Below are 18,299 nucleotides of genomic sequence, written 5' to 3' on the forward strand. Positions count from 1 at the left end.
CGGCGACCGCGCCCGCAGCCCCCGGGCCGCCCTCCGCCTCCGGGCCGCCTTCTCGCGGCCGATCCGTCGCCTCGGAGTCGGGACGGGAGCGGGCCGCAGCCGTCCCGCCGGGCTCGGCGTCCGCGGGGGTGCGCAGGCGTGCCGCGGGGACCGCGCCGCCCTCGCCGGGGGCGGCCGGCTCGGCCGGTGGAACGGGGACGGGGTCGGGGGCGGGGACGGAGCCGGGGGTCACCGCGGCAGCCGCCGCTGGCGGGCGGAGTGGGGGAGTTGGAGCACGTCCTGGTAGAGCGCCGCGACGTCCGCCGCGGTACGGGCCGCGTCGTGGTGCGCGCGGGCGTGCGCGAGGGCCCGCAGCGACGCGGCCGTGCGCAACGGCCGGTTCGCGAGCAGCCGCAGCAGCGCCGCCGCCAGCGCGGCCGGGTCGCCGACCGGGACGACGCAGTCGCCGACGTCCCGCGGATGCAGGGCCTCGCGGGCGCCGCTGACGTCGGTGGTGACCACGGGACGCCCGCAGGCCATCGCCTCCAGCGGGGCCAGCGCCATGCCCTCCCAGCGGGAGGGCAGCACCACCACGTCCGCGGCCTGGTACCACGGCACGGTGTCGCGGGCGGCGCCCGCGAGCAGGACCCCCGGCCCCGCGCCCGCGAGCAGCCGCGGCCGGTCGGGCCCGTCGCCGACCAGGACGAGCCGCGCCTCGGGCATTGCCGCGGCGACCGCGGGCCACGCCCGCAGCAGCACGTCCTGGCCCTTCTGCGGGCAGAGCCGCCCGACGCACACCACGAGCGGTGTGCCGGGCCCGGTGTCCGACAGGGCGGGCAGCGCGGCCCGGACGGCCGCGGGGTCGGCGGCGGGGGTGAAGCGGGCGAGGTCGACGCCGTTGCGCACGACCGCCCAGCGGGCCCGTACGCCCGCGGCGAGGCCCGCGCGGCGTTCGGCGTCGCTGACGCACAGCACCCGGTCCGCCCAGCGCGCGGCGTACCGCTCCCAGGCGCGCGCCGCACGGGCGGTGGGGCCGCCGACCGCGTCGAAGGACCACGCGTGCGGCTGGAAGACGGTGGGCAGGGCGCCGCGCAGGGCGAGCCGGCCGGCCAGCCCGGCCTTGGCACTGTGCAGGTGCACCAGGTCGGGCCGCGCCTCCCGCACCGCACGGGCCGCCGCCGCGACCTCGCGGGCCAGCCGGGGGCCGGGCGCCCGCCGGGCGTCCCAGCGCAGGACCCGCGCGCCCGCGCTCGCCGCCGCGGCGGCGAGCGTGTCGGGCCCGAGGGGCGCGGCCGGGAGGTCCGCGGCAGGTGCGGCCCCGAACGGTCCGGACGCCGGAAACCGGCAATGGACGGGCCCCTCCCCGGCCGGGCATCCGACGACGACGAGGGCCCCTTCCCGTACCTGCGCGCGGACCAGGTCCACGACGACGCGGGCCACCCCGCCCTCGACGGGCTGGGCCATGTGCAGCACCGTCAGACCGGCGAGTCCGTCCAGATGTTGCGGCATCGCGCGCCGTTCTCCCTCTACGAGCCCGTCAAACCCCGCCACTCGGCTCCGCGGGCCGCTGCGTGGCCCGCGTGCTCCTCCGTGCTCCCAACGAATACCGAGGCGGTCTTGCCGTCCCCGGAAACCGGAAACCGGAAACCAGAACCCGGAAAGACCTGGTAAGCCCGGAAACAGAAATGCACGGTCGCAGACAGCGCGTCGAAAATCACGCAAGCCGCGCGAACGAGGGCATTATTGCGGCTTCTTACGACCATCACACCGCCCGCACCCGAATCCCGGCGCGCGCCCGCCCGGGATGCGCCGGGCACCGCATTGACGTCACGTCAACACGACACTCCGGGCATTCACCCCCGCACCTGGTGACGCCTGCCCGCCGCGCCCGCCGCTATCCATTCGAGTGAAACGTCATTACTAATCGCGATCCGCGGGGTTGGTCAGAGCGACCCGCCTTCCGGGGCACCACTCCAGTTCGCAAAGGATCCACCGTGATCAAGAAGTTCCTCGCCACGGCTGCCGTGGCCGCCTCCGTCGCGGGCATCTCGGCCGCGGTCGCCGCCCCGGCGATGGCTCTCGGCAACGACAGCGGCACCACCACCGTCAACGGCAACGGCGCCGAGCAGAACTACGGCAACACCTACACCAGCGGCTACATGAGCCCGTCCTTCGCGCTGGTCCAGGGCTCGCTCAACAAGCCCTGCGTCGGCCTGCCGCTGAAGGCCAACGCCGGCTCGCTGATCGGCGTCATCCCGGTCACCGTCCAGGACCTCAACGTCCTGACCTCGCCGCAGAACCAGCAGTGCGTCGAGAACTCCACCCAGTCGCAGGGTGACGAGCCGCTCTCGCACATCCTGGACAACATCCCGGTCCTGGCCGGCAACGGCCAGGGCAACGGCTGAGGTCAGCCGCCCGGAAGGCCCGCCAGGGACCCCTCGCGCGGCTCCGGCCGCCGGTGCGGAACCGGCGGCCGGAGCCGTCCCCTCCCTTCTGCGTTTCTCCCCGCATGTCAAATCCACCCTCCATTCGAGTGGTTGACGGCACCAGGAGAAGCAGGAGGAGTCACCTGACGGCACCAATGCTCGTTTACCGATCGGCGCGGTGCGCACGGGCCCGTCATCCGGGACCGGCCGGCACGAAATCCGTGGCGGCGCTCCATCCGCAGCGCCGGAAAATTAGAGGAGTAGAAACGTGAAGAAGCTCACCAAGGCAGCGGCCTTCGCCGCGGGCACCGTCGTCGCCATGGGCGTCGCCACCCCGGCTTTCGCCAGCTCCGGCGCGCTCGGCGGCGCCGCCAACTCCCCCGGTGTCGTGTCCGGCAACCTGGTCCAGGTCCCGGTCCACGTCCCGGTGAACGTGTGCGGCAACACCATCGACGTCATCGGCCTGCTGAACCCGGCCTTCGGCAACGTCTGCGAGAACAACGGCTGACGACGGCCGTACACCGATCGACACCGACGGCCGGGCGTCACGCGTCGGCCGGCCAGGAGCCGCCCCGGGCCAAGTGTGCAGAGCACTCCGGGGCGGTCCGTCATCTGCACCACCCTTTGCACGAGCGGAGATAGTCCATGCGACGACAGATTCTGAACCGGGGTCTGCTCACCGTTGCTGCGGCAAGCAGCATCCTCACGGTGACGGGAGGTTACGCGCACGCTGCCCCCGCGGCGGAGGGCGGGCAGAACGCGCCCGGCCACTCCGCCGAGGACCTGTCGCAGCAGGACCGCGGCGCGGCCTCCGCGTCCTCCGCGGCAACCCCCTCCGCCGGGAGCTCGACGGAGACGGACGCCGCGGCCATCGCCGCCGCCGCGAACACCGCCGCTGCCGGTGGCGGCGGGGCGACCGCGCAGGGCAACGCCGAGGGCTCGCCGGGCGTGCTGTCCGGGAACAACGTGAGCGTCCCGGTCCACGTGCCGTTGAACGTGTGCGGGAATTCCGTGGACGTCGTCGGGCTGCTGAACCCCTCGTTCGGCAACTCCTGCGCGAACGGCACGCCCGCCCCGCACGTGGCGCCCCCGGCGCCCGCCGCCACGCCGCAGGCCCCGGCGCCCGAGGTGCACACCCAGCTCGCGGAGACGGGCGCCTCGGGCGGTGCGATGGGGGCCGCGGCCGGCGCCAGCGCCCTTCTGCTGGTGGGCGGCACGCTGATCTACCGGCGCTCCGCCCGGGCCGCGCGCATCCGGCGCACGTACTCCTGAGCAACGCCCGCCGCCCGCCCCCGAACCGCGTTCCTGCGCTCCTTACCGCGCGAACACGCGAACGCGCGACGGCAACACCGCGCTCTATCGGGTGATTGTCGGGCGGCGGCGCGGCACACAGTTTCCGTCGCGCTCCGTAGTCGTTGTGCGTGACGACAGACATCCCGCGCTACCGAAAGGGTGGCAAGTGAAGTTCTCGAAGGTCGCAGCGGTCGTGGCCGGTTCCGTGATGGCGGTCGGTGTGGGAGCCCCCGCGTTCGCCTCCACCACGGACTCCGCCAACCCCGTCGACGCCAGCACCATGAGCACGATGCCCACCAGCATCAACGGCGGCGTGGACCAGGCGCTCGCCGAGCAGCCGCTGCAGAAGGCCGCCGACAGCGCGAACCTCGACTCCGCCATGCGCACCGTCGACGACGCGGGCGCCGCCCTGCAGGGCCGGACCCCGGCGGTCGTCCTGGTCGGGGACGCCACGGGCGCCGCCCAGGGCCTCGCCGCGTCCGGGCTGGTGGCCGACGCCGTACCGGGCGCCGCGCTGATCGGCGGACTGCCGATGGGCGGCCTCGTCGGCTGACCCGGCGGTCGGCCCGGCGCTCCGCCGGTCCGAGGGCCGAGCCGTACGCCGATCGGCCGACCGGCCGTCAGGACAGCGACGGCCCGCTCCACCGTCGGAGTGAATCGCCGGAACCAAAACCTCCCTGAGCGGTTGACCAGACCGCTCAGACCTTCCAAGAACCGTGCCACCGAGCACCGCAAAGGGACACACAATGATCAAGAAGATGCTCGCCGGAGCCGCCCTCGCCGCTTCCGTCGCCGCCGTCGGCGTGACCGCCGCCCCGGCCATGGCGCTCGGTGACGACCAGGGCACCACCACGGTCAACGGCAACGGCGCCGAGCAGAACTACGGCAACACCGTCACCAGCGGCACCCAGAGCCCGCAGATCGGCCTGGTCCAGGGCAGCGTCAACAAGCCGTGCCTCGGCGTCCCGGTCAAGGCCAACGTCGGCTCGCTGATCGGCCTGATCCCGGTCACCGTCCAGGACGTCAACGTCCTGACCTCGCCGCAGAACCAGCAGTGCGCCGAGAACTCGACGCAGGCCCAGGGCGACGAGCCGCTGTCGCACATCGTCGACGACATCCCGGTCCTGTCCGGCAACGGCACCGCGAACGGCTGACACGTCCGCACCGCCCCCGCGCGGTGCACCGGAGGGCCGCCGGCGACTTTCGTTCGCCGGCGGCCCTCCGCATGTCCGCACGCCCCGGCTCGCGAGCGCATGGCAGGAAAGGTGGGAAATCCGTCATTGCCGCCCTCCGCGGCCCGCTGCCACGCTGAGGGGCGTGACCAGCCACGGAACGCCCGCCGCCGCGGGCCGACGCCCCGCCCACGACGTGCTCGTGGTGCTCTTCGACGGTGTGCAGAGCCTCGACGTGACCGGACCGGTCGAGGTCTTCGCCGCCGCCGGGTACGCGTCCTCCACGGCGGATCCGGCGGCCCGCCGCGCGGCCTACCGGGTGCGGACCGCGGCCCTGGGCGGCGGGCCGGTACGCACCAGCGCCGGGCTGCGGCTGCTGCCCGACGAGGACCTGCGCACCGCCGCGCCGCCCGGCACCCTGCTGGTGCCCGGCGGGTCCGGCACCCACCGGCCGGACCCGGAGACCGTCGCCCGTGTCGCGGCGCTCGCGCCGGACGCCGAGCGCGTGGTGTCGGTGTGCACGGGCGCGTTCCTGCTCGCCGAGGCGGGGCTGCTGGACGGCCGCCGGGCCACCACGCACTGGGCTTACTGCGGCACGCTCGCCCGCCGCTTTCCCGGCACCGAGGTGGACGCCGAGCCGATCTTCGTACGGGACGGGAAATACGCCACGTCCGCGGGCGTCACCGCCGGGATCGACCTGGCGCTCGCGCTCGTCGAGGACGACCTCGGACGCGACGCGGCCCTGGCGGTCGCCCGCGGCCTGGTCGTCTTCCTGCGCAGGCCCGGCGGGCAGGCGCAGTTCAGTACCCAGCTGGCCGCGCAGCTCGCCGAGCGGCAGCCGCTGCGGGAGGTCCAGCGCTGGATCACCGAGCACCCGGAGGCGGACCTGTCCGTCGAGGCGCTCGCCGCCCGCGCCTCGCTCTCGCCCCGGCAGTTCGCCCGCGCCTTCCGCGCGGAGGTCGGCGTCACGCCCGGCAGTTACGTCGACCGGGTGCGCCTCGAAGCGGCCAGGCGGCTGCTGGAGGACACCGCCGACGGGATCGCCGAGGTCGCCCGCGCCGCGGGCTACGGCACCCCCGAGGCCATGCGCCGCGCCTTCCTCCGCACCCTCGCCCTCCCGCCGGCCGAATACCGCCGGCGCTTCCACAGCGTCAGGAGCTGAAACCGTGCAGATCGCCGCCCTGCTCTACGAGGACTTCACCGCGCTCGACGTCGTCGGGCCGTACGAGGTCCTGTCCCGCATACCCGGGGCCGAGGTCGTCTTCACCGCCGTCGAGGCCGGGCCCGTACGCACGGACATGGGCCTGTCCGTGACCGCGGAGCGGCCGCTCGCCGAGGTCACCGCGCCCGACCTGGTACTCGTGCCGGGCGGCCCCGGTACGCAGGCGGCGCTCGGCGTCCCCGCGCTCCTGGACTGGCTGCGGGCCGTCGACCCCGGGACGGCCTGGACCACGTCCGTGTGCTCGGGCTCGCTGCTGCTGGCCGGCGCCGGGCTGCTCACGGGCAGGCGGGCGGCCTCCCACTGGCTCGCCCTGGAGCACCTGCCGCTGCTCGGTGCCGTGCCCAGCACCGACCGGGTCGTCCTCGACGGCAAGTACGCGACGGCGGCGGGCGTCTCCGCGGGCATCGACCTCGCCCTCACCCTCGCCGGGCGCATCGCCGGCGACGCGGTCGCCGAGGCGATCCAGCTCGTCGTCGAGTACGCCCCCGAACCCCCGTACGGCACGGGTTCGGTGGCTACTGCCCCCGCCTCCCTCGTCGAAACCCTCCGCGCCTCCCAGCTCCGCGTCCCGGCCCTCTGACCGCGCGCGACCGCAACGGCCCTGCGTATTGCCACGCCGCGGCAATACGCAGGGCCTCACCGCCTCGCCCCCCGAGGTGTAAGGAGGGCGTAACCCCGGGCGGCCCACGGAGTGATCCGCTCGAAATCGGCACCGCCTAGCCTGACGCGGGCGCGGCCGCGGCGGCCGCGGGTGGGAGGACCCGCAGGTGACCACGACGGTGCGCACAGCGTGCTCGTACTGCGGCGTCGGCTGCGGCCTGCTCCTGGACGTGGGGGCGGGGCCCGACGGCCGCCGTACCGTCCTGCGGGCCCGCGGCGACGCCTCGCACCCGGCGAACCACGGCCGCCTGTGCACGAAGGGCGCGACGACCGCGGACATGCTCGCGGCCCCAGGCCGTCTGACGACCGCTCTGACAAGGGCCGAGCGCGGCGCGGAGGCCGCGCCCTCGCCCACCGCGCAGGCGATCGCGGAGACCGGCCGCCGACTGCGCGCGATCGTCGACGAGCACGGTCCGGACGCCGTGGCAATGTACGTGTCGGGCCAGCTCAGCCTGGAGGCGCAGTACCTGGCGAACAAGCTCGCCAAGGGCTTCGTCCGCACCAACCAGATCGAGTCCAACTCGCGCCTGTGCATGGCGAGCGCGGGCAGCGGCTACAAGCTGTCGCTGGGCGCCGACGGCCCGCCCGGCTCGTACCAGGACCTGGACAGCGCCGACGTCTTCCTCGTCATCGGCGCGAACATGGCCGACTGCCACCCCATCCTCTTCCTGCGGCTGATGGACCGGGTCAAGCAGGGCGCGAAGCTCATCGTCGTGGACCCGCGGCGCACCGCGACCGCCGCGAAGGCGGACCTCTTCCTCCAGCTGCGCCCCGGCACGGACCTCGCGCTGCTCAACGGCCTGCTGCAGCTGCTGCACGCCGAGGGCGCCACCGACCCGGATTTCATCGAGCGCTGGACCGAGGGCTGGGAGGCGATGCCCGGCTTCCTCGCCGACTACGACCCGGCGTCGGTCGCAGCGACGACCGGCCTCGCGGAGGAGGACATCCGCCGCGCCGCGGAGCTGATCGGTGGCGCGGCCAACTGGGTGAGCTGCTGGACGATGGGCCTGAACCAGTCCACGCACGGCACATGGAACACCAACGCGCTGATCAACCTGCATCTCGCGACGGGCGCGATCTGCCGCCCCGGCAGCGGCCCGTTCTCGCTGACCGGCCAGCCCAACGCCATGGGCGGCCGCGAGATGGGCTACATGGGCCCGGGCCTGCCGGGGCAGCGCTCGGTGCTGGTCGCCGAGGACCGCGCCTTCGCGGAGGAGCTGTGGGGCCTGCCCGCGGGCACGGTCCGGGCCGACGGCGTCGGGCGCGGCACCGTGGAGATGTTCCAGCGGATGGCGGACGGCGAGATCAGGGCCTGCTGGATCATCTGCACCAACCCCGTCGCCTCGGTGGCGAACCGCCGCACCGTCATCGAGGGCCTGGAGGCCGCGGAGTTCGTCGTCACGCAGGACGCCTTCGCCGACACCGAGACCAACGCGTACGCCGACGTCGTCCTGCCGGGCGCGCTGTGGACGGAGTCCGACGGCGTCCTGATCAACAGCGAGCGCAACCTGACGCTCGCCCGCAAGGCCGTCGACCCGCCCGGCGAGGCCATGCCGGACTGGCGGATCATCGCCGGTGTGGCCAGGGCCATGGGCTACGGGGACGCCTTCGACTACGCGGACGCCGAGGAGGTCTTCGACGAGATCCGCCGCGCCCACAACCCGCTCACCGGCTACGACCTGCGCGGCGTGACGTACGAGCGGCTGCGCGGCACCCCCGTGCAGTGGCCCGCGCCGACCGCGGACGGCCCGGACCGCAACCCGATCCGCTACGTCGAGCAGGACGGCGGCCTGCGCTTCCCCACCCCCAGCGGCCGCGCCGTCTTCCACCCCCGCCCGCACGTGCCGCCCGCGGAGATGCCGGACGACGACTTCCCGTACGTGCTCAACACCGGGCGCCTGCAGCACCAGTGGCACACCCTCACCAAGACCGGCAAGGTGCCCAAGCTCAACCGCCTCAACCCGGGGCCCTTCGTGGAGCTGCACCCGCGCGACGCCGCCGAGCTGGGCATCGCCGAGGGCGACACGGTCGAGGTCGCCTCCCGGCGCGGGCGGGCCGTGCTGCCCGCGGTGCTCACCGACCGCGTCCTGCCGGGCTGCTGCTTCGCGCCCTTCCACTGGAACGACCTCTTCGGCGAATACCTCAGCGTCAACGCGGTGACGAGCGACGCGGTCGACCCGGTGTCCTTCCAGCCCGAGCTGAAGGTCTGCGCGGTGTCGCTGACCCGCGTGGCGGCCGCGCCCGCCCCGGAGGCACCCGCGCAGGCCCTCCAGGGGCCCGTAGCGCGCCCTCCTGCGCCTGAGGCGGGCGCGGGGAGCGCCGGGCCCGGGGAGGCCGCGTACGCGGCCGCGGGCGTCTTCGGCGTGCAGGACCTGGCGCCGCCCGTGCTCGACGGGCCCGAACGGCGCTACCTCGCGGGCTTCCTCGCCGGGCTGGGGTCGGGGCCCGCCGGGGTGCCCGTGCTGCCGCCGGACGCGCCCTTCACGCCCGAGCACGCGCAGTGGGTCAACGGGGCGCTCGCCGGGATGTACTCGCGGCTCCCGGACACCTCCGCGCCCGCCGCCGCCCCCGCGCCCGCCGGGCGGGACGTCGTCATCCTGTGGGCCTCGCAGACCGGCAATGCGGAGGAATTCGCCGCCGCGGCCGCGGAGCGGCTGGCCGGGACCGGGCACCGCGCCACCCTCCTGGGAATGGCCGACGCCTCCCCCGCCGCGCTCCCGGTCGCCGCCGACCTGCTGCTCATCACCAGCACCTTCGGCGACGGCGAGGCCCCCGACAACGGCACGGGCTTCTGGGACGCCCTCACCGCCCCCGACACCCCGCGGCTCGACGGCCGCCGCTACGCCGTGCTCGCCCTCGGCGACTCCTCCTACGCCGACTTCTGCGGCCACGGCCGCCGCCTCGACGAGCGCCTCGGCGAGCTGGGCGGCGTCCGCCTGGCACCCCGCGCCGACTGCGAGCCGGACTACGAGCCGTCCGCCCTCGCCTGGCTCGACCAGGTCCTCACCGCCCTGTCCGGCCCGCAGACCGCCCCGGCCCCCGCTGCCACGGCAGAACCCGCGCCCGCACCGGCCGGGCAGCGCCGCCCCGCGTCCGGCACCGCCCGGCTGACCGGCAACCGGCTGCTCAGCCTGCCGGGCGCCGCCAAGGAGGTGCGCCGCTTCGTCCTCGACACCCGCGACAGCCCCGTCCCGCTGCCGTACGAGGCGGGCGACGCGCTCAGCGTCACGCCGGTCAACGCGCCCTCCCTCGTCGCCGAGTGGCTCGACGCGACCGGCCTGGCCGCGGACACCGCCGTCACCCTTCCCGGCACGGGCGACGTCAGCCTGGGCGAGGCCCTGCGGCACCACTTCGACATCACCCGCATCACCCCCGACCTGCTGCGCTTCCTCGCCGAGCGCGACGGCGACCACACCCACGGCCGGTTGCTGCGCAAGCTGCTGCGGCCCGACAACAAGGACGAGCTGGCCGCGTGGTCGTGGGGCCGGCAGGCGGTCGACGTCGTCGCGGAGTACGCGGTGCGCGCCGAGGCCGCCGAGTGGGCGGCGGTGCTCAAGAAGCTCCAGCCGCGGCAGTATTCGATATCCTCCAGCCCGCTCACCGACCCGTACGCCATCGCGCTGACCGTCTCCGTCGTCCGGTACGAGAGCCCCGGCGGCCGGCCCCGCGGCGGCGTCTGCTCGCCCTTCCTCGCCGACGCCGAGCCCGGCACCACCGTGCCCGTGCAGGTCCGCCGCGCCCCGCACTTCCGGCCGCCCGCGGACCCCGGCACCCCCATGGTCATGGTCGGCCCCGGCACCGGCGTCGCGCCCTTCCTGGGCTTCCTCGACGAGCGCCGCGCCCGCGGCCACCGCGCGCCCAACTGGCTCTTCTTCGGCGAGCAGCACCGCGCCACCGACTTCTACTACGCGGACGACCTCGCCGCCTTCCGGGCCGACGGCACCCTCACCCGGCTCGACACCGCCTTCTCCCGCGACCAGCGCGCGAAGGTGTACGTCCAGGACCGGATGCGCGAGAACGGGCCCCTGCTGTGGTCCTGGCTCCAGGACGGCGCGCACCTGTACGTGTGCGGGGACGCCGCCCGTATGGCGAAGGACGTCGACCGCGCCCTGCACGACGTCGCCACCACCCACGGCGGGATGCGGCCGGAGGCGGCCACCGCCTACCTCAAGCAGCTCGCCGCCGAGAAGCGCTACGTCCGCGACGTGTACTGACGCACGGCGGAAGGGCCGGTACATTGCCGCGCCGCGGCAATGTACCGGCCCTTCCGGATCCTCCGTCCCCGGGCCGCCCGCTCAGCTGAGGATCTTCTCCTTCGCCCGCTGGAACTCCTCCTCGGTGAGGTGCCCCTCGCGCTTCATCTCCGCCAGCTTGGCGAGCTCGTCCGCGGACCCGCCGGAACCGGCGGTCCTGCGCACGTAGTCGTCGAAGTCCGCGCGCTGCGCCTTCGCGTGCCGCGCCTCGCGCCGGCCCATGCTGCCGCCGCGCACGCACACGTACACGAACACGCCCAGGAAGGGCAGGACCAGCACGAAGATCAGCCAGGCGGCCTTCGCCCAGCCGCCCAGGTCGTCGTCCCGGAAGACGTCGACGACGATGCGGAAGAGCAGGAAGACCCACAGCACCCACAGGAAGACCCACAGGGCGGTCAGGAAGGCGCCGAGCACGGGGTAGTCGTAGGCGAGATAGACGGTGTCGCTCATGGGTTGCCTCCGGTTCTGCGTGGTGAGCGCTGTCAGCGGGGTGCGGTGCCGGCCGCGGTCACGCGGCCGTCGGACGCGGCGGCCGCGAGGGCGCGGTGGTCCGCCTCGTTGCGGTCGGCGTAGGCCTCGGCGAATTCGCCGAGCGCCCGGTCGAGGACGTCGCCGGTGCCCGTGTAGGCGGCGATCGCGACGGGGTCGCCGGAGCGAGCGTGCGCCCGGGCCAGCGAGGCGCCGCAGACCCGGGCGAAGAGCCGCAGCATCTCGGGCGTCATGCTCTCGGGCCGGGCGATGCCCTTCCAGTCGCGCAGCTGGCGCACGTAGAAGTCCCGCTGCCGCCCGTCCAGGCCCCTGACGCGCACCCAGCCGAGCAGGATGTCCCCGGCGGACTGCATGAGCCGCTGCCCCTCGACCACGCGCCGTCCCTGGTGCCCGCGACCGGCGGCCGGGCCGCCGGCGTACGGCGCGAGGACGGACCGGCCGGCCTCCTTGGCCTGGAGCACGAGCGGGTCGTGCGCGTCCCGGCCGACCGCGAGGACCACCCAGCAGCGGGTGCCGACGCTGCCGACGCCGACGACCTTGCGGGCCATGTCGACGACCTCGAAGCGGCTGAGCAGCAGCTGCCGTTCGGCGGGCAGGCTCCGGGCGTAGCGGTCCAGCAGTCCGCGCAGCCAGTCGGTGAACTCGCCGCGCTCCCTGTTCCTGGGCAGCAGCTCGCGCACCGGGGTGATGAGCGGCGGGTCCACGATGATCTGCGGCCGCCCGTCGACGACGTGCGCGAGCTGCCCGAAGGCCTGCGCGGTGTCCCGGGTGCGGGCCTTGGCGAGCGCCTTGCCGGTGCGCTTGCGGACGGTTTTGTCCGGGCGGGTGTCGGGGCGCTGGTCGAGCAGCGCCCCGAGCTGGTCGGTGTCGTCGAGGGCGTACCAGACGTCGAGGGTGTCCATGCCCGCGAACAGGTGCATGCGCTCGCGGTAGGACTCGACGGCGCCGCGGACGACCGCGGTGCGCTGCCCGCCGGACAGGCCCCGGGCGCGGGCGGCGATCTCCAGGCTGGTCGCGAGGCGCTTGAGGTCCCACTCGAAGGGACCGGGCAGCGTCTCGTCGAAGTCGTTGATGTCGAAGACGAGGTGCCGCTCCGGCGAGGCGAGCAGCCGGAAGTTCAGCAGATGGGCGTCGCCGCACAGCTGGGCGGTCAGGCCGGTGTGCGGGGCCGCCCCGAGATCCGCGGCCATGATCGCGGCGGCCCCGCGGTAGAAGCGGAAGGGTGACTCCAGCATGCGCCCGTAGCGGATGGGCACCAGCTCGGGCACCCGGTCGGCGGACTGCGACTCCAGCACCGCGACGGGGTCGAAGCGCTCCGGCCCCGCCTTGCAGCGGGCGTGCGCCGAGCGGGGTATGTGCCGCCTGACGGCCTTGCCGTGCGCCGCGCGCTCCGCGGTGCTGCGCCGCGGAGCGGCCAGGTCACCCGCGGACGCGGGGTCGTGGTTGTTGCGCCCCATGAGCCCCACCGCCCTCCGGTGCCCCCATCATCACCCCGGCCCGCGGAGCCCGCCACGCGGGCGTACGCGCCTGGCCGGGCACTGCCTGGGCACGTATCCGCCGTCCTCGACCGCCCCGGCCGCTGTCCACCGTTCGGTGGACCCTGCCGTGGCCGTACGGGCGTTCCCCGCGGCCGGGAGGGGCGGGATCGTGGACGCCATGACGGACGACGTGGTGACGGTCCGCGGGCTTCGCAAGCGATACGGCGAGGTCGACGCGGTGAACGGGGTGGATCTCGACATCCGGCGGGGCGAGGTGTTCGGGATCCTGGGGCCCAACGGGGCCGGCAAGAGCACGACGGTGGAGATCCTGCAGGGCCACCGGCGGCGGGACGGGGGCGAGGTCACGGTGCTCGGGCAGGACCCGGGCCACGCGAACCGCGCCTGGCAGGCGAGGGTGGGGATCGTCTGGCAGGACGAGTCCGCGGCGGCGGAGCTGACGGTCGCCGAGACGGTACGGCATTTCGCCCGCTATTACCCGCGTCCGCGCGACCCGGCCGAGGTCATCGACCTGGTGGGCCTGACGCAGAAGGCGGACGCGCGCACCAAGGCGCTGTCCGGCGGCCAGCGGCGCCGCCTCGACGTGGCGCTCGGCGTGATCGGCAGCCCCGAGCTGCTGCTGCTCGACGAGCCGACGACCGGCTTCGACCCGGCGGCCCGGCGGCAGTTCTGGTCGCTCATCCGCAGCCTCGCGGCCGAGGGCACCACGATCATCCTGACCACGCACTACCTGGAGGAGGCCGAGGCGCTGGCCGACCGGCTCGCGGTGATCGCCGCCGGCCGCGTCGTCGCGGAGGGCGCGCCCGCCTCGCTCGCCGGGCGGGCGAAGGCCCGCGCGACCGTGCACTGGACGGAGCCGGACGGCACCGCGCGCAGCACCGAGACGAACACCCCGACGCGTACGGTCGGCGAGCTGGCCCGCCGCCTCGACGGCGAGATCCCCGAGCTGCGGGTCACCCGGCCCACGCTCGAAGACGTCTACCTGCGACTCATCGGACTCACCGGACCGGGGGAAGAGTGATGGCCGGCACCACGGCGACGACGGCGGCGTCCGCACCGCGCAGCACCGGCAAGGCCGCGCCCTCCGGGGCCTGGCGGCTCGGCATGGTACGCGGGGCGATGGAGATCAAACTCTTCTTCCGGCTACGCGAACAGGTGATCTTCACCTTCGCCTTCCCGATCGTCTTCCTCTTCCTCTTCGCCTCGATCTTCCACGACGACATGGCCGGCACCGGCTCCACCGCGTCGCAGTACTACGTGGCGTCGATGACCGCGGCCGGCATCATGTCCACGAGTTTCCAGTCGCTCGGCATATCCATCGCTGTCGAGCGCGACGAGAAGGTGCTGCGGCGGCTGCGCGGCACCCCGATGCCCCCGGCCGCGTACTTCCTCGGCAAGATCTGGCTGGTGCTCGTCACCGGGCTGCTGGAGACCGCCGCGCTGCTGGTCTTCGGCGCCACCGTCTACGACGTCGACCTGCCCTCGGACGCCACCGGCTGGCTCACCTTCGGCTGGATCTTCGTGCTCGGCATCACCGCGTGCGCGCTGCTCGGCATCGCCGTCAGCAGCGTCCCGAAGTCCGCGCGCAGCGCCACCTCGGTGGTCGTCCTGCCCTTCCTGGTGCTGCAGTTCATCTCCGGCGTCTACATCCTCGTCGACACCGTGCCGAGCTGGATGCTGACCGTCAGCTCGTTCTTCCCGCTCAAGTGGCTCTGCCAGGGCCTGCGCGGGGTGTTCCTGCCGCACGCGGCGGCCGCGCTGGAGCCCGCGGGCAGCTGGGAGTACGGGCGCACCGCCCTGGTGCTCGCCGCCTGGTGCGTCGGAGGATTGGTGCTGTGCCTGCTGACCTTCCGCTGGAAGAGCCGGAACGACGGGTGAACGTGCGGCCGTACGAAACCGCGGGGGCGCCGGCGGACCCGGCTCCCGCCGCACCGCCCGCCGCGGACTCCGCCCGCGGCGGGCACGTGTGGGAGCGCACCTTCCTGCCGTGGGATCTGTACTTCGCGGTGGTGTGGCTCGGCACGGTCCTCTTCGCGCTCTCCGCCGAGAGCCCCGGCCTGCGGGTGCGCGTCGTCTCGGCGTGCCTGTTCTGCCTGCCCGTCCCCTGGTATCTGTGCGTGGGCCGGCCGCTGCTGTGCCGTCAGGCCGAGACGACCGGCGGCCCCGCCGCCGTCCGCTACCTGACCGGGCTGGTGCTGCTCTTCCTGCCGCCCGCCGCCCTCGTCGGCGAGACCCGGCTGGCCACCTTCGCCCTCGTGCCGCAGTGCTTCATGCTGCTCCGGGTGCCGGGCGCGCTCGCCGCCGTGGCCGTCGTCAACGTCACGCCGGTCGCCGCGTGGGCCGTCGTCTGGCGGCCCAGCACGCACGACCTGTTCTACAACTCCGTCTTCGGCATGGTCACGCTCGCCTTCTCGGCGGTCGTCGGCAGCTGGATCATCCGTATCATCGAGCAGAGCACGGAAAGGGCCCAACTCGTGGCCGAACTGGAGGCCAGCCGCGGCGAGATCGCCCGGCTCTCGGCCGAGCACGGCGCCCTCGCCGAGCGCGAGCGGCTCTCCCGCGAGATCCACGACACCCTCGCGCAGGGCTTCATCAGCCTGGTCATGCTCGTCCAGGCCGTCGAGGGCGAGCTGGACACCCACCCGGCGCAGGCCCGCCGCCACCTCGACCTGATGGGCCGTACCGCCCGCGAGAACCTCGCCGAGGCCCGCGCCCTCGTCGCCGGCACCGCCCCCGCGGGCCTGGACGGCACCTCGCTGCCCGACGCCCTGCGCCGCCTGGCCGCCCGGCACTCCGAGCAGAGCGGCGCCGCCGCGGCCGTCTCCGTGTCCGGCCGCGTACGCGCCCTCGCCCCGGCGGTCGAGGTCGTCGCCCTGCGCAGCTGCCAGGAGGCCCTGTCCAACGCCCGCCGGCACGCCGGGCCCGCCGTCCCGGTGTCCCTCGACGTCGACTACGCCGCCGACGCCCTCCGCCTCACCGTCCGCGACACCGGCTGCGGCTTCACCCCAGGATCCGCGCCGGGCACCGGCTACGGCCTCCCCGGCCTGCGCGCCAGAGCCGCCGAGCTGGGCGGTACGGCGACGGTCAGCAGCGCGCCGGGCGCCGGTACGTGCGTGACGGTGCGCCTGCCGCTGGCGGCCGACGCCCTGCTCGGGTCCGATGACGCCCTGCTTGAACCCGCCCACCCCCCGGCCCGGTCCGCCGAGGCCTCGAGGAGCGCACCGTGATCCGCATCCTGCTCGCCGACGACCACCCCGTCGTCCGGGAGGGCCTGCGCGCGATGCTGGACGCTGAGGACGACCTGGACGTCGTCGGGGAGGCGTCCAGCGGCCCGCAGGCCGAGGCGCAGGCGGCCGTGCTGCTCCCGGACATCGTGCTGATGGACCTGCGTATGCCGGGCGGCGGAGGCGTCGACTCCATCGTCCGGATGACGGCGGCGGGCCTGCCCTGCCGGGTCATCGTGCTCACCACCTACGAGACGGACGGCGACATCCTGCGCGCGGTCGAGGCCGGAGCCGCGGGCTACCTCCTCAAGGACCTCGCGCGCGGCGAGCTCGCCGACGCCGTCCGCGCCGCCGCCCGCGGCGAGACCGTCCTGGCCCCCACGGTCGCCGCCCGCCTCGTCGACCACCTCCGCACCCGCCCCGAACGCCCGCACCTGTCCGACCGCGAGACCGCCGTCCTGCGCCTCGTCGCCGAGGGCTGCACCAACGCGGAGATCGGCCGCCGCCTCTTCATCGGCGAATCCACCGTCAAGACCCATCTGCTGCGCTCCTTCGCCAAGCTCGGCGTCGACGACCGCACCGCCGCCGTCACCTCGGCGATGCGGCTCGGCCTCCTCTGAGCCGCCTGCCGCCACGAGCCGGAAGAGCGCGAGCCGCCTCGTAGCCGCGGGGTGCGGCGAGACGGCTCGCGGGGGCCGTGAAGGCTCGTGGAGGGGTCCAGGGGGTCAGAGACCGCCGGTGTAGAGCAGGTTGTTCGGGGAGCCCGCGCTCACGGCCAGCACGCCCTTCGTGGACGCGTCGAGCAGCCAGCTGCCGACCTCCGCCGTACCGGCGCTCGGGTGCGCCGCCTTGTACAGCAGCGCCACCCCCGCGACGTGCGGGCTCGCCATCGACGTACCGGACTCCGCGACGCTGCCGCCGCCGATCCGGGCGGAGACGATGTCCTGGCCGGGGGCGTAGATGTCCAGGCAGCGGCCGAAGTTGCTGAAGCCCGCCTGCTGGTCGGAGGAGGTGGTGGCGCCGACCGTGAAGGCACCGCCCGCGCTCGCCGGGGAGACGTCGCACGCGTCCTCGCTGCTGTTGCCGGCGGCCACCACCGGCAGCACGCCCGCGTCGGCGACCGCGTCGGCCGCGTCGTTGACGGCGGCGGAGTAGCCGCCCCCGAGCGAGGCGTTCAGCACGGCCGGCTGCTGCGCGTTCTTGGCGATCCAGTCGAAGCCGGCGACGACCCCGGCCCAGCTGCCCGTCCCGTCGCAGCCCAGCACCCGTACGCTGACCAGCTTCGCCTGCGGCGCGACGCCGAAGGTGGCACCGCCGACCGTGCCCGCCACGTGCGTGCCGTGCCCCTGGCAGTCCTGCCCGTCGCGCCCGTCGCCGATCGCGTCGAAGCCCGGCACGGCCCGCCCGCCGAATTCGCTGTGCCCGTAGTCGATGCCGGTGTCCAGGATGTACGCCGTCGCGCCCGCGCCCTTGCCCACCGTGTTGAACTGCCCGTCCAGCGGGAGCTGCCGCTGGTCGATACGGTCCAGCCCCCACGAGTTCGCCTTGACCCTGCTGCCGGTCGGGTCGAGCAGCGGCGCGGCGGTGTCCGTCGTGTGCGCGAGCCCGAAGGCGCTGACCGTGGCGTTCTGCTCGACCGACGTCACCCCCGGCATCCTGCGCACCGCGTCCAGCTGCGTCGCCGTGAGCGTGATGGCGAAGCCGCGCAGCGCGCTGCTGTACGTGAAGAAGGGCGTGACGCCGATCTGCTGCGCCGTCGACGCCGGGTCCATCGCCTTGTCGAGCGTGACGATGTACTGCCCGGCGATCGCGTTGTCGTGCGTACGCAGCGGGGCGAGCGTCGCCTGCGGCGTGGGCAGCGGGATGGCGGCCACGGCAGGCGTACCTGCCACGGCCAGCGGTGCAAGCACCAGGGCGGCGGCCGACAGACCGCGCGCGAACAGACGCATGGGAAGCTCCCAGGGGGACGTCGACAGTCGTGGCAGTGCGCACACGAGCGCCCTTACGATCTGACGATCAGTCCCCCTCCCCCGCCCGACACACGCGCCCCCACCCCCAGACCAGCCGAATGGCCGCCCTCCCCCG

The 18,299-nt window shown here is 74.5% G+C and carries 16 protein-coding genes; 12 read left to right on the forward strand and 4 right to left on the reverse strand.

The genetic code is table 11. The annotated features are described in order from the left end of the window. Nucleotides 1–228: 228 nt before the first annotated feature. Nucleotides 229–1,488 carry a glycosyltransferase gene (locus ACH4SL_RS18725; protein ID WP_398446780.1) on the reverse strand — a complete coding sequence of 420 codons (1,260 nt, stop codon included), beginning with the start codon at nucleotides 1,486–1,488 and terminating at the stop codon, nucleotides 229–231. A 485-nt stretch (nucleotides 1,489–1,973) separates the two neighbouring features. Here ACH4SL_RS18725 and ACH4SL_RS18730 point away from each other — a divergent pair, with 485 nt between their 5' ends. The 8 genes from ACH4SL_RS18730 (at nucleotide 1,974) to ACH4SL_RS18765 (ending at nucleotide 10,966) form a co-directional block, all read left to right on the forward strand. Beyond that, nucleotides 1,974–2,384 carry a rodlin gene (locus tag ACH4SL_RS18730; protein WP_398446782.1) on the forward strand — a complete coding sequence of 137 codons (411 nt, stop codon included), beginning with the start codon at nucleotides 1,974–1,976 and terminating at the stop codon, nucleotides 2,382–2,384. A gap of 340 nt (nucleotides 2,385–2,724) precedes the next feature. Continuing rightward, a complete protein-coding gene (locus tag ACH4SL_RS18735) occupies nucleotides 2,725–2,913 on the forward strand; it encodes a chaplin (protein WP_398447777.1) in 189 nt (62 codons plus the stop codon). A 137-nt stretch (nucleotides 2,914–3,050) separates the two neighbouring features. After that, nucleotides 3,051–3,677 carry a chaplin gene (locus ACH4SL_RS18740; RefSeq protein ID WP_398446785.1) on the forward strand — a complete coding sequence of 209 codons (627 nt, stop codon included), beginning with the start codon at nucleotides 3,051–3,053 and terminating at the stop codon, nucleotides 3,675–3,677. A gap of 187 nt (nucleotides 3,678–3,864) precedes the next feature. Beyond that, complete coding sequence (locus tag ACH4SL_RS18745; protein ID WP_398446787.1) at nucleotides 3,865–4,251, forward strand: hypothetical protein; 387 nt, start codon at nucleotides 3,865–3,867, stop codon at nucleotides 4,249–4,251. A 193-nt stretch (nucleotides 4,252–4,444) separates the two neighbouring features. Then, the gene (locus ACH4SL_RS18750) at nucleotides 4,445–4,852 is read left to right on the forward strand and encodes a rodlin (protein WP_398446789.1); all 408 of its coding nucleotides are present in this window, start codon (nucleotides 4,445–4,447) and stop codon (nucleotides 4,850–4,852) included. Between the two features lie 163 nt (nucleotides 4,853–5,015). Further along, nucleotides 5,016–6,032, forward strand: a complete 1,017-nt coding sequence (locus ACH4SL_RS18755) for a GlxA family transcriptional regulator (protein ID WP_398446791.1) — start codon at nucleotides 5,016–5,018, stop codon at nucleotides 6,030–6,032. Between the two features lie 4 nt (nucleotides 6,033–6,036). Next, complete coding sequence (locus ACH4SL_RS18760) at nucleotides 6,037–6,672, forward strand: DJ-1/PfpI family protein (protein ID WP_398446794.1); 636 nt, start codon at nucleotides 6,037–6,039, stop codon at nucleotides 6,670–6,672. A gap of 187 nt (nucleotides 6,673–6,859) precedes the next feature. Next, nucleotides 6,860–10,966 (forward strand): molybdopterin-dependent oxidoreductase, encoded by a 4,107-nt coding sequence (locus ACH4SL_RS18765; protein WP_398446796.1) that lies wholly within the window; start codon nucleotides 6,860–6,862, stop codon nucleotides 10,964–10,966. Nucleotides 10,967–11,047: 81 nt separating this feature from the next. On the opposite strand, the gene ACH4SL_RS18770 is transcribed toward ACH4SL_RS18765, so the two are convergent. Together ACH4SL_RS18770 and ACH4SL_RS18775 are read right to left on the reverse strand one after the other, a co-directional pair. Next, nucleotides 11,048–11,455, reverse strand: coding sequence for an SHOCT domain-containing protein (locus ACH4SL_RS18770; RefSeq protein WP_398446798.1), 408 nt, complete (start codon nucleotides 11,453–11,455; stop codon nucleotides 11,048–11,050). A 32-nt stretch (nucleotides 11,456–11,487) separates the two neighbouring features. Then, the gene (locus ACH4SL_RS18775; protein ID WP_398446800.1) at nucleotides 11,488–12,951 is read right to left on the reverse strand and encodes a DUF2252 domain-containing protein; all 1,464 of its coding nucleotides are present in this window, start codon (nucleotides 12,949–12,951) and stop codon (nucleotides 11,488–11,490) included. A gap of 199 nt (nucleotides 12,952–13,150) precedes the next feature. Between ACH4SL_RS18775 and ACH4SL_RS18780 the strand changes: the two genes are divergently transcribed. Genes ACH4SL_RS18780 through ACH4SL_RS18795 form a run of 4 tightly spaced genes read left to right on the forward strand, consistent with a single transcriptional unit; the run spans nucleotide 13,151 to nucleotide 16,834 of the window. Beyond that, nucleotides 13,151–14,011 carry an ABC transporter ATP-binding protein gene (locus tag ACH4SL_RS18780; RefSeq protein WP_398447779.1) on the forward strand — a complete coding sequence of 287 codons (861 nt, stop codon included), beginning with the start codon at nucleotides 13,151–13,153 and terminating at the stop codon, nucleotides 14,009–14,011. After that, entirely contained in the window at nucleotides 14,011–14,868 is an 858-nt protein-coding gene (locus tag ACH4SL_RS18785; RefSeq protein WP_398446802.1) for an ABC transporter permease, read from the forward strand. Before ACH4SL_RS18780 ends, ACH4SL_RS18785 begins: the two co-directional genes overlap by 1 nt. Beyond that, nucleotides 14,826–16,217 (forward strand): sensor histidine kinase, encoded by a 1,392-nt coding sequence (locus ACH4SL_RS18790; protein WP_398446804.1) that lies wholly within the window; start codon nucleotides 14,826–14,828, stop codon nucleotides 16,215–16,217. Before ACH4SL_RS18785 ends, ACH4SL_RS18790 begins: the two co-directional genes overlap by 43 nt. Beyond that, complete coding sequence (locus ACH4SL_RS18795) at nucleotides 16,214–16,834, forward strand: response regulator (RefSeq protein WP_398446807.1); 621 nt, start codon at nucleotides 16,214–16,216, stop codon at nucleotides 16,832–16,834. The genes ACH4SL_RS18790 and ACH4SL_RS18795 overlap by 4 nt, the downstream gene beginning before the upstream one ends. Before the next feature lie 105 nt (nucleotides 16,835–16,939). Here ACH4SL_RS18795 and ACH4SL_RS18800 read toward each other — a convergent pair whose 3' ends face one another. Further along, nucleotides 16,940–18,163 (reverse strand): S8 family peptidase, encoded by a 1,224-nt coding sequence (locus tag ACH4SL_RS18800; protein ID WP_398446809.1) that lies wholly within the window; start codon nucleotides 18,161–18,163, stop codon nucleotides 16,940–16,942. Nucleotides 18,164–18,299: the final 136 nt, after the last annotated feature.

Source organism: Streptomyces sp. NPDC021020 (assembly GCF_044333285.1).
Taxonomy (GTDB): domain Bacteria; phylum Actinomycetota; class Actinomycetes; order Streptomycetales; family Streptomycetaceae; genus Actinacidiphila.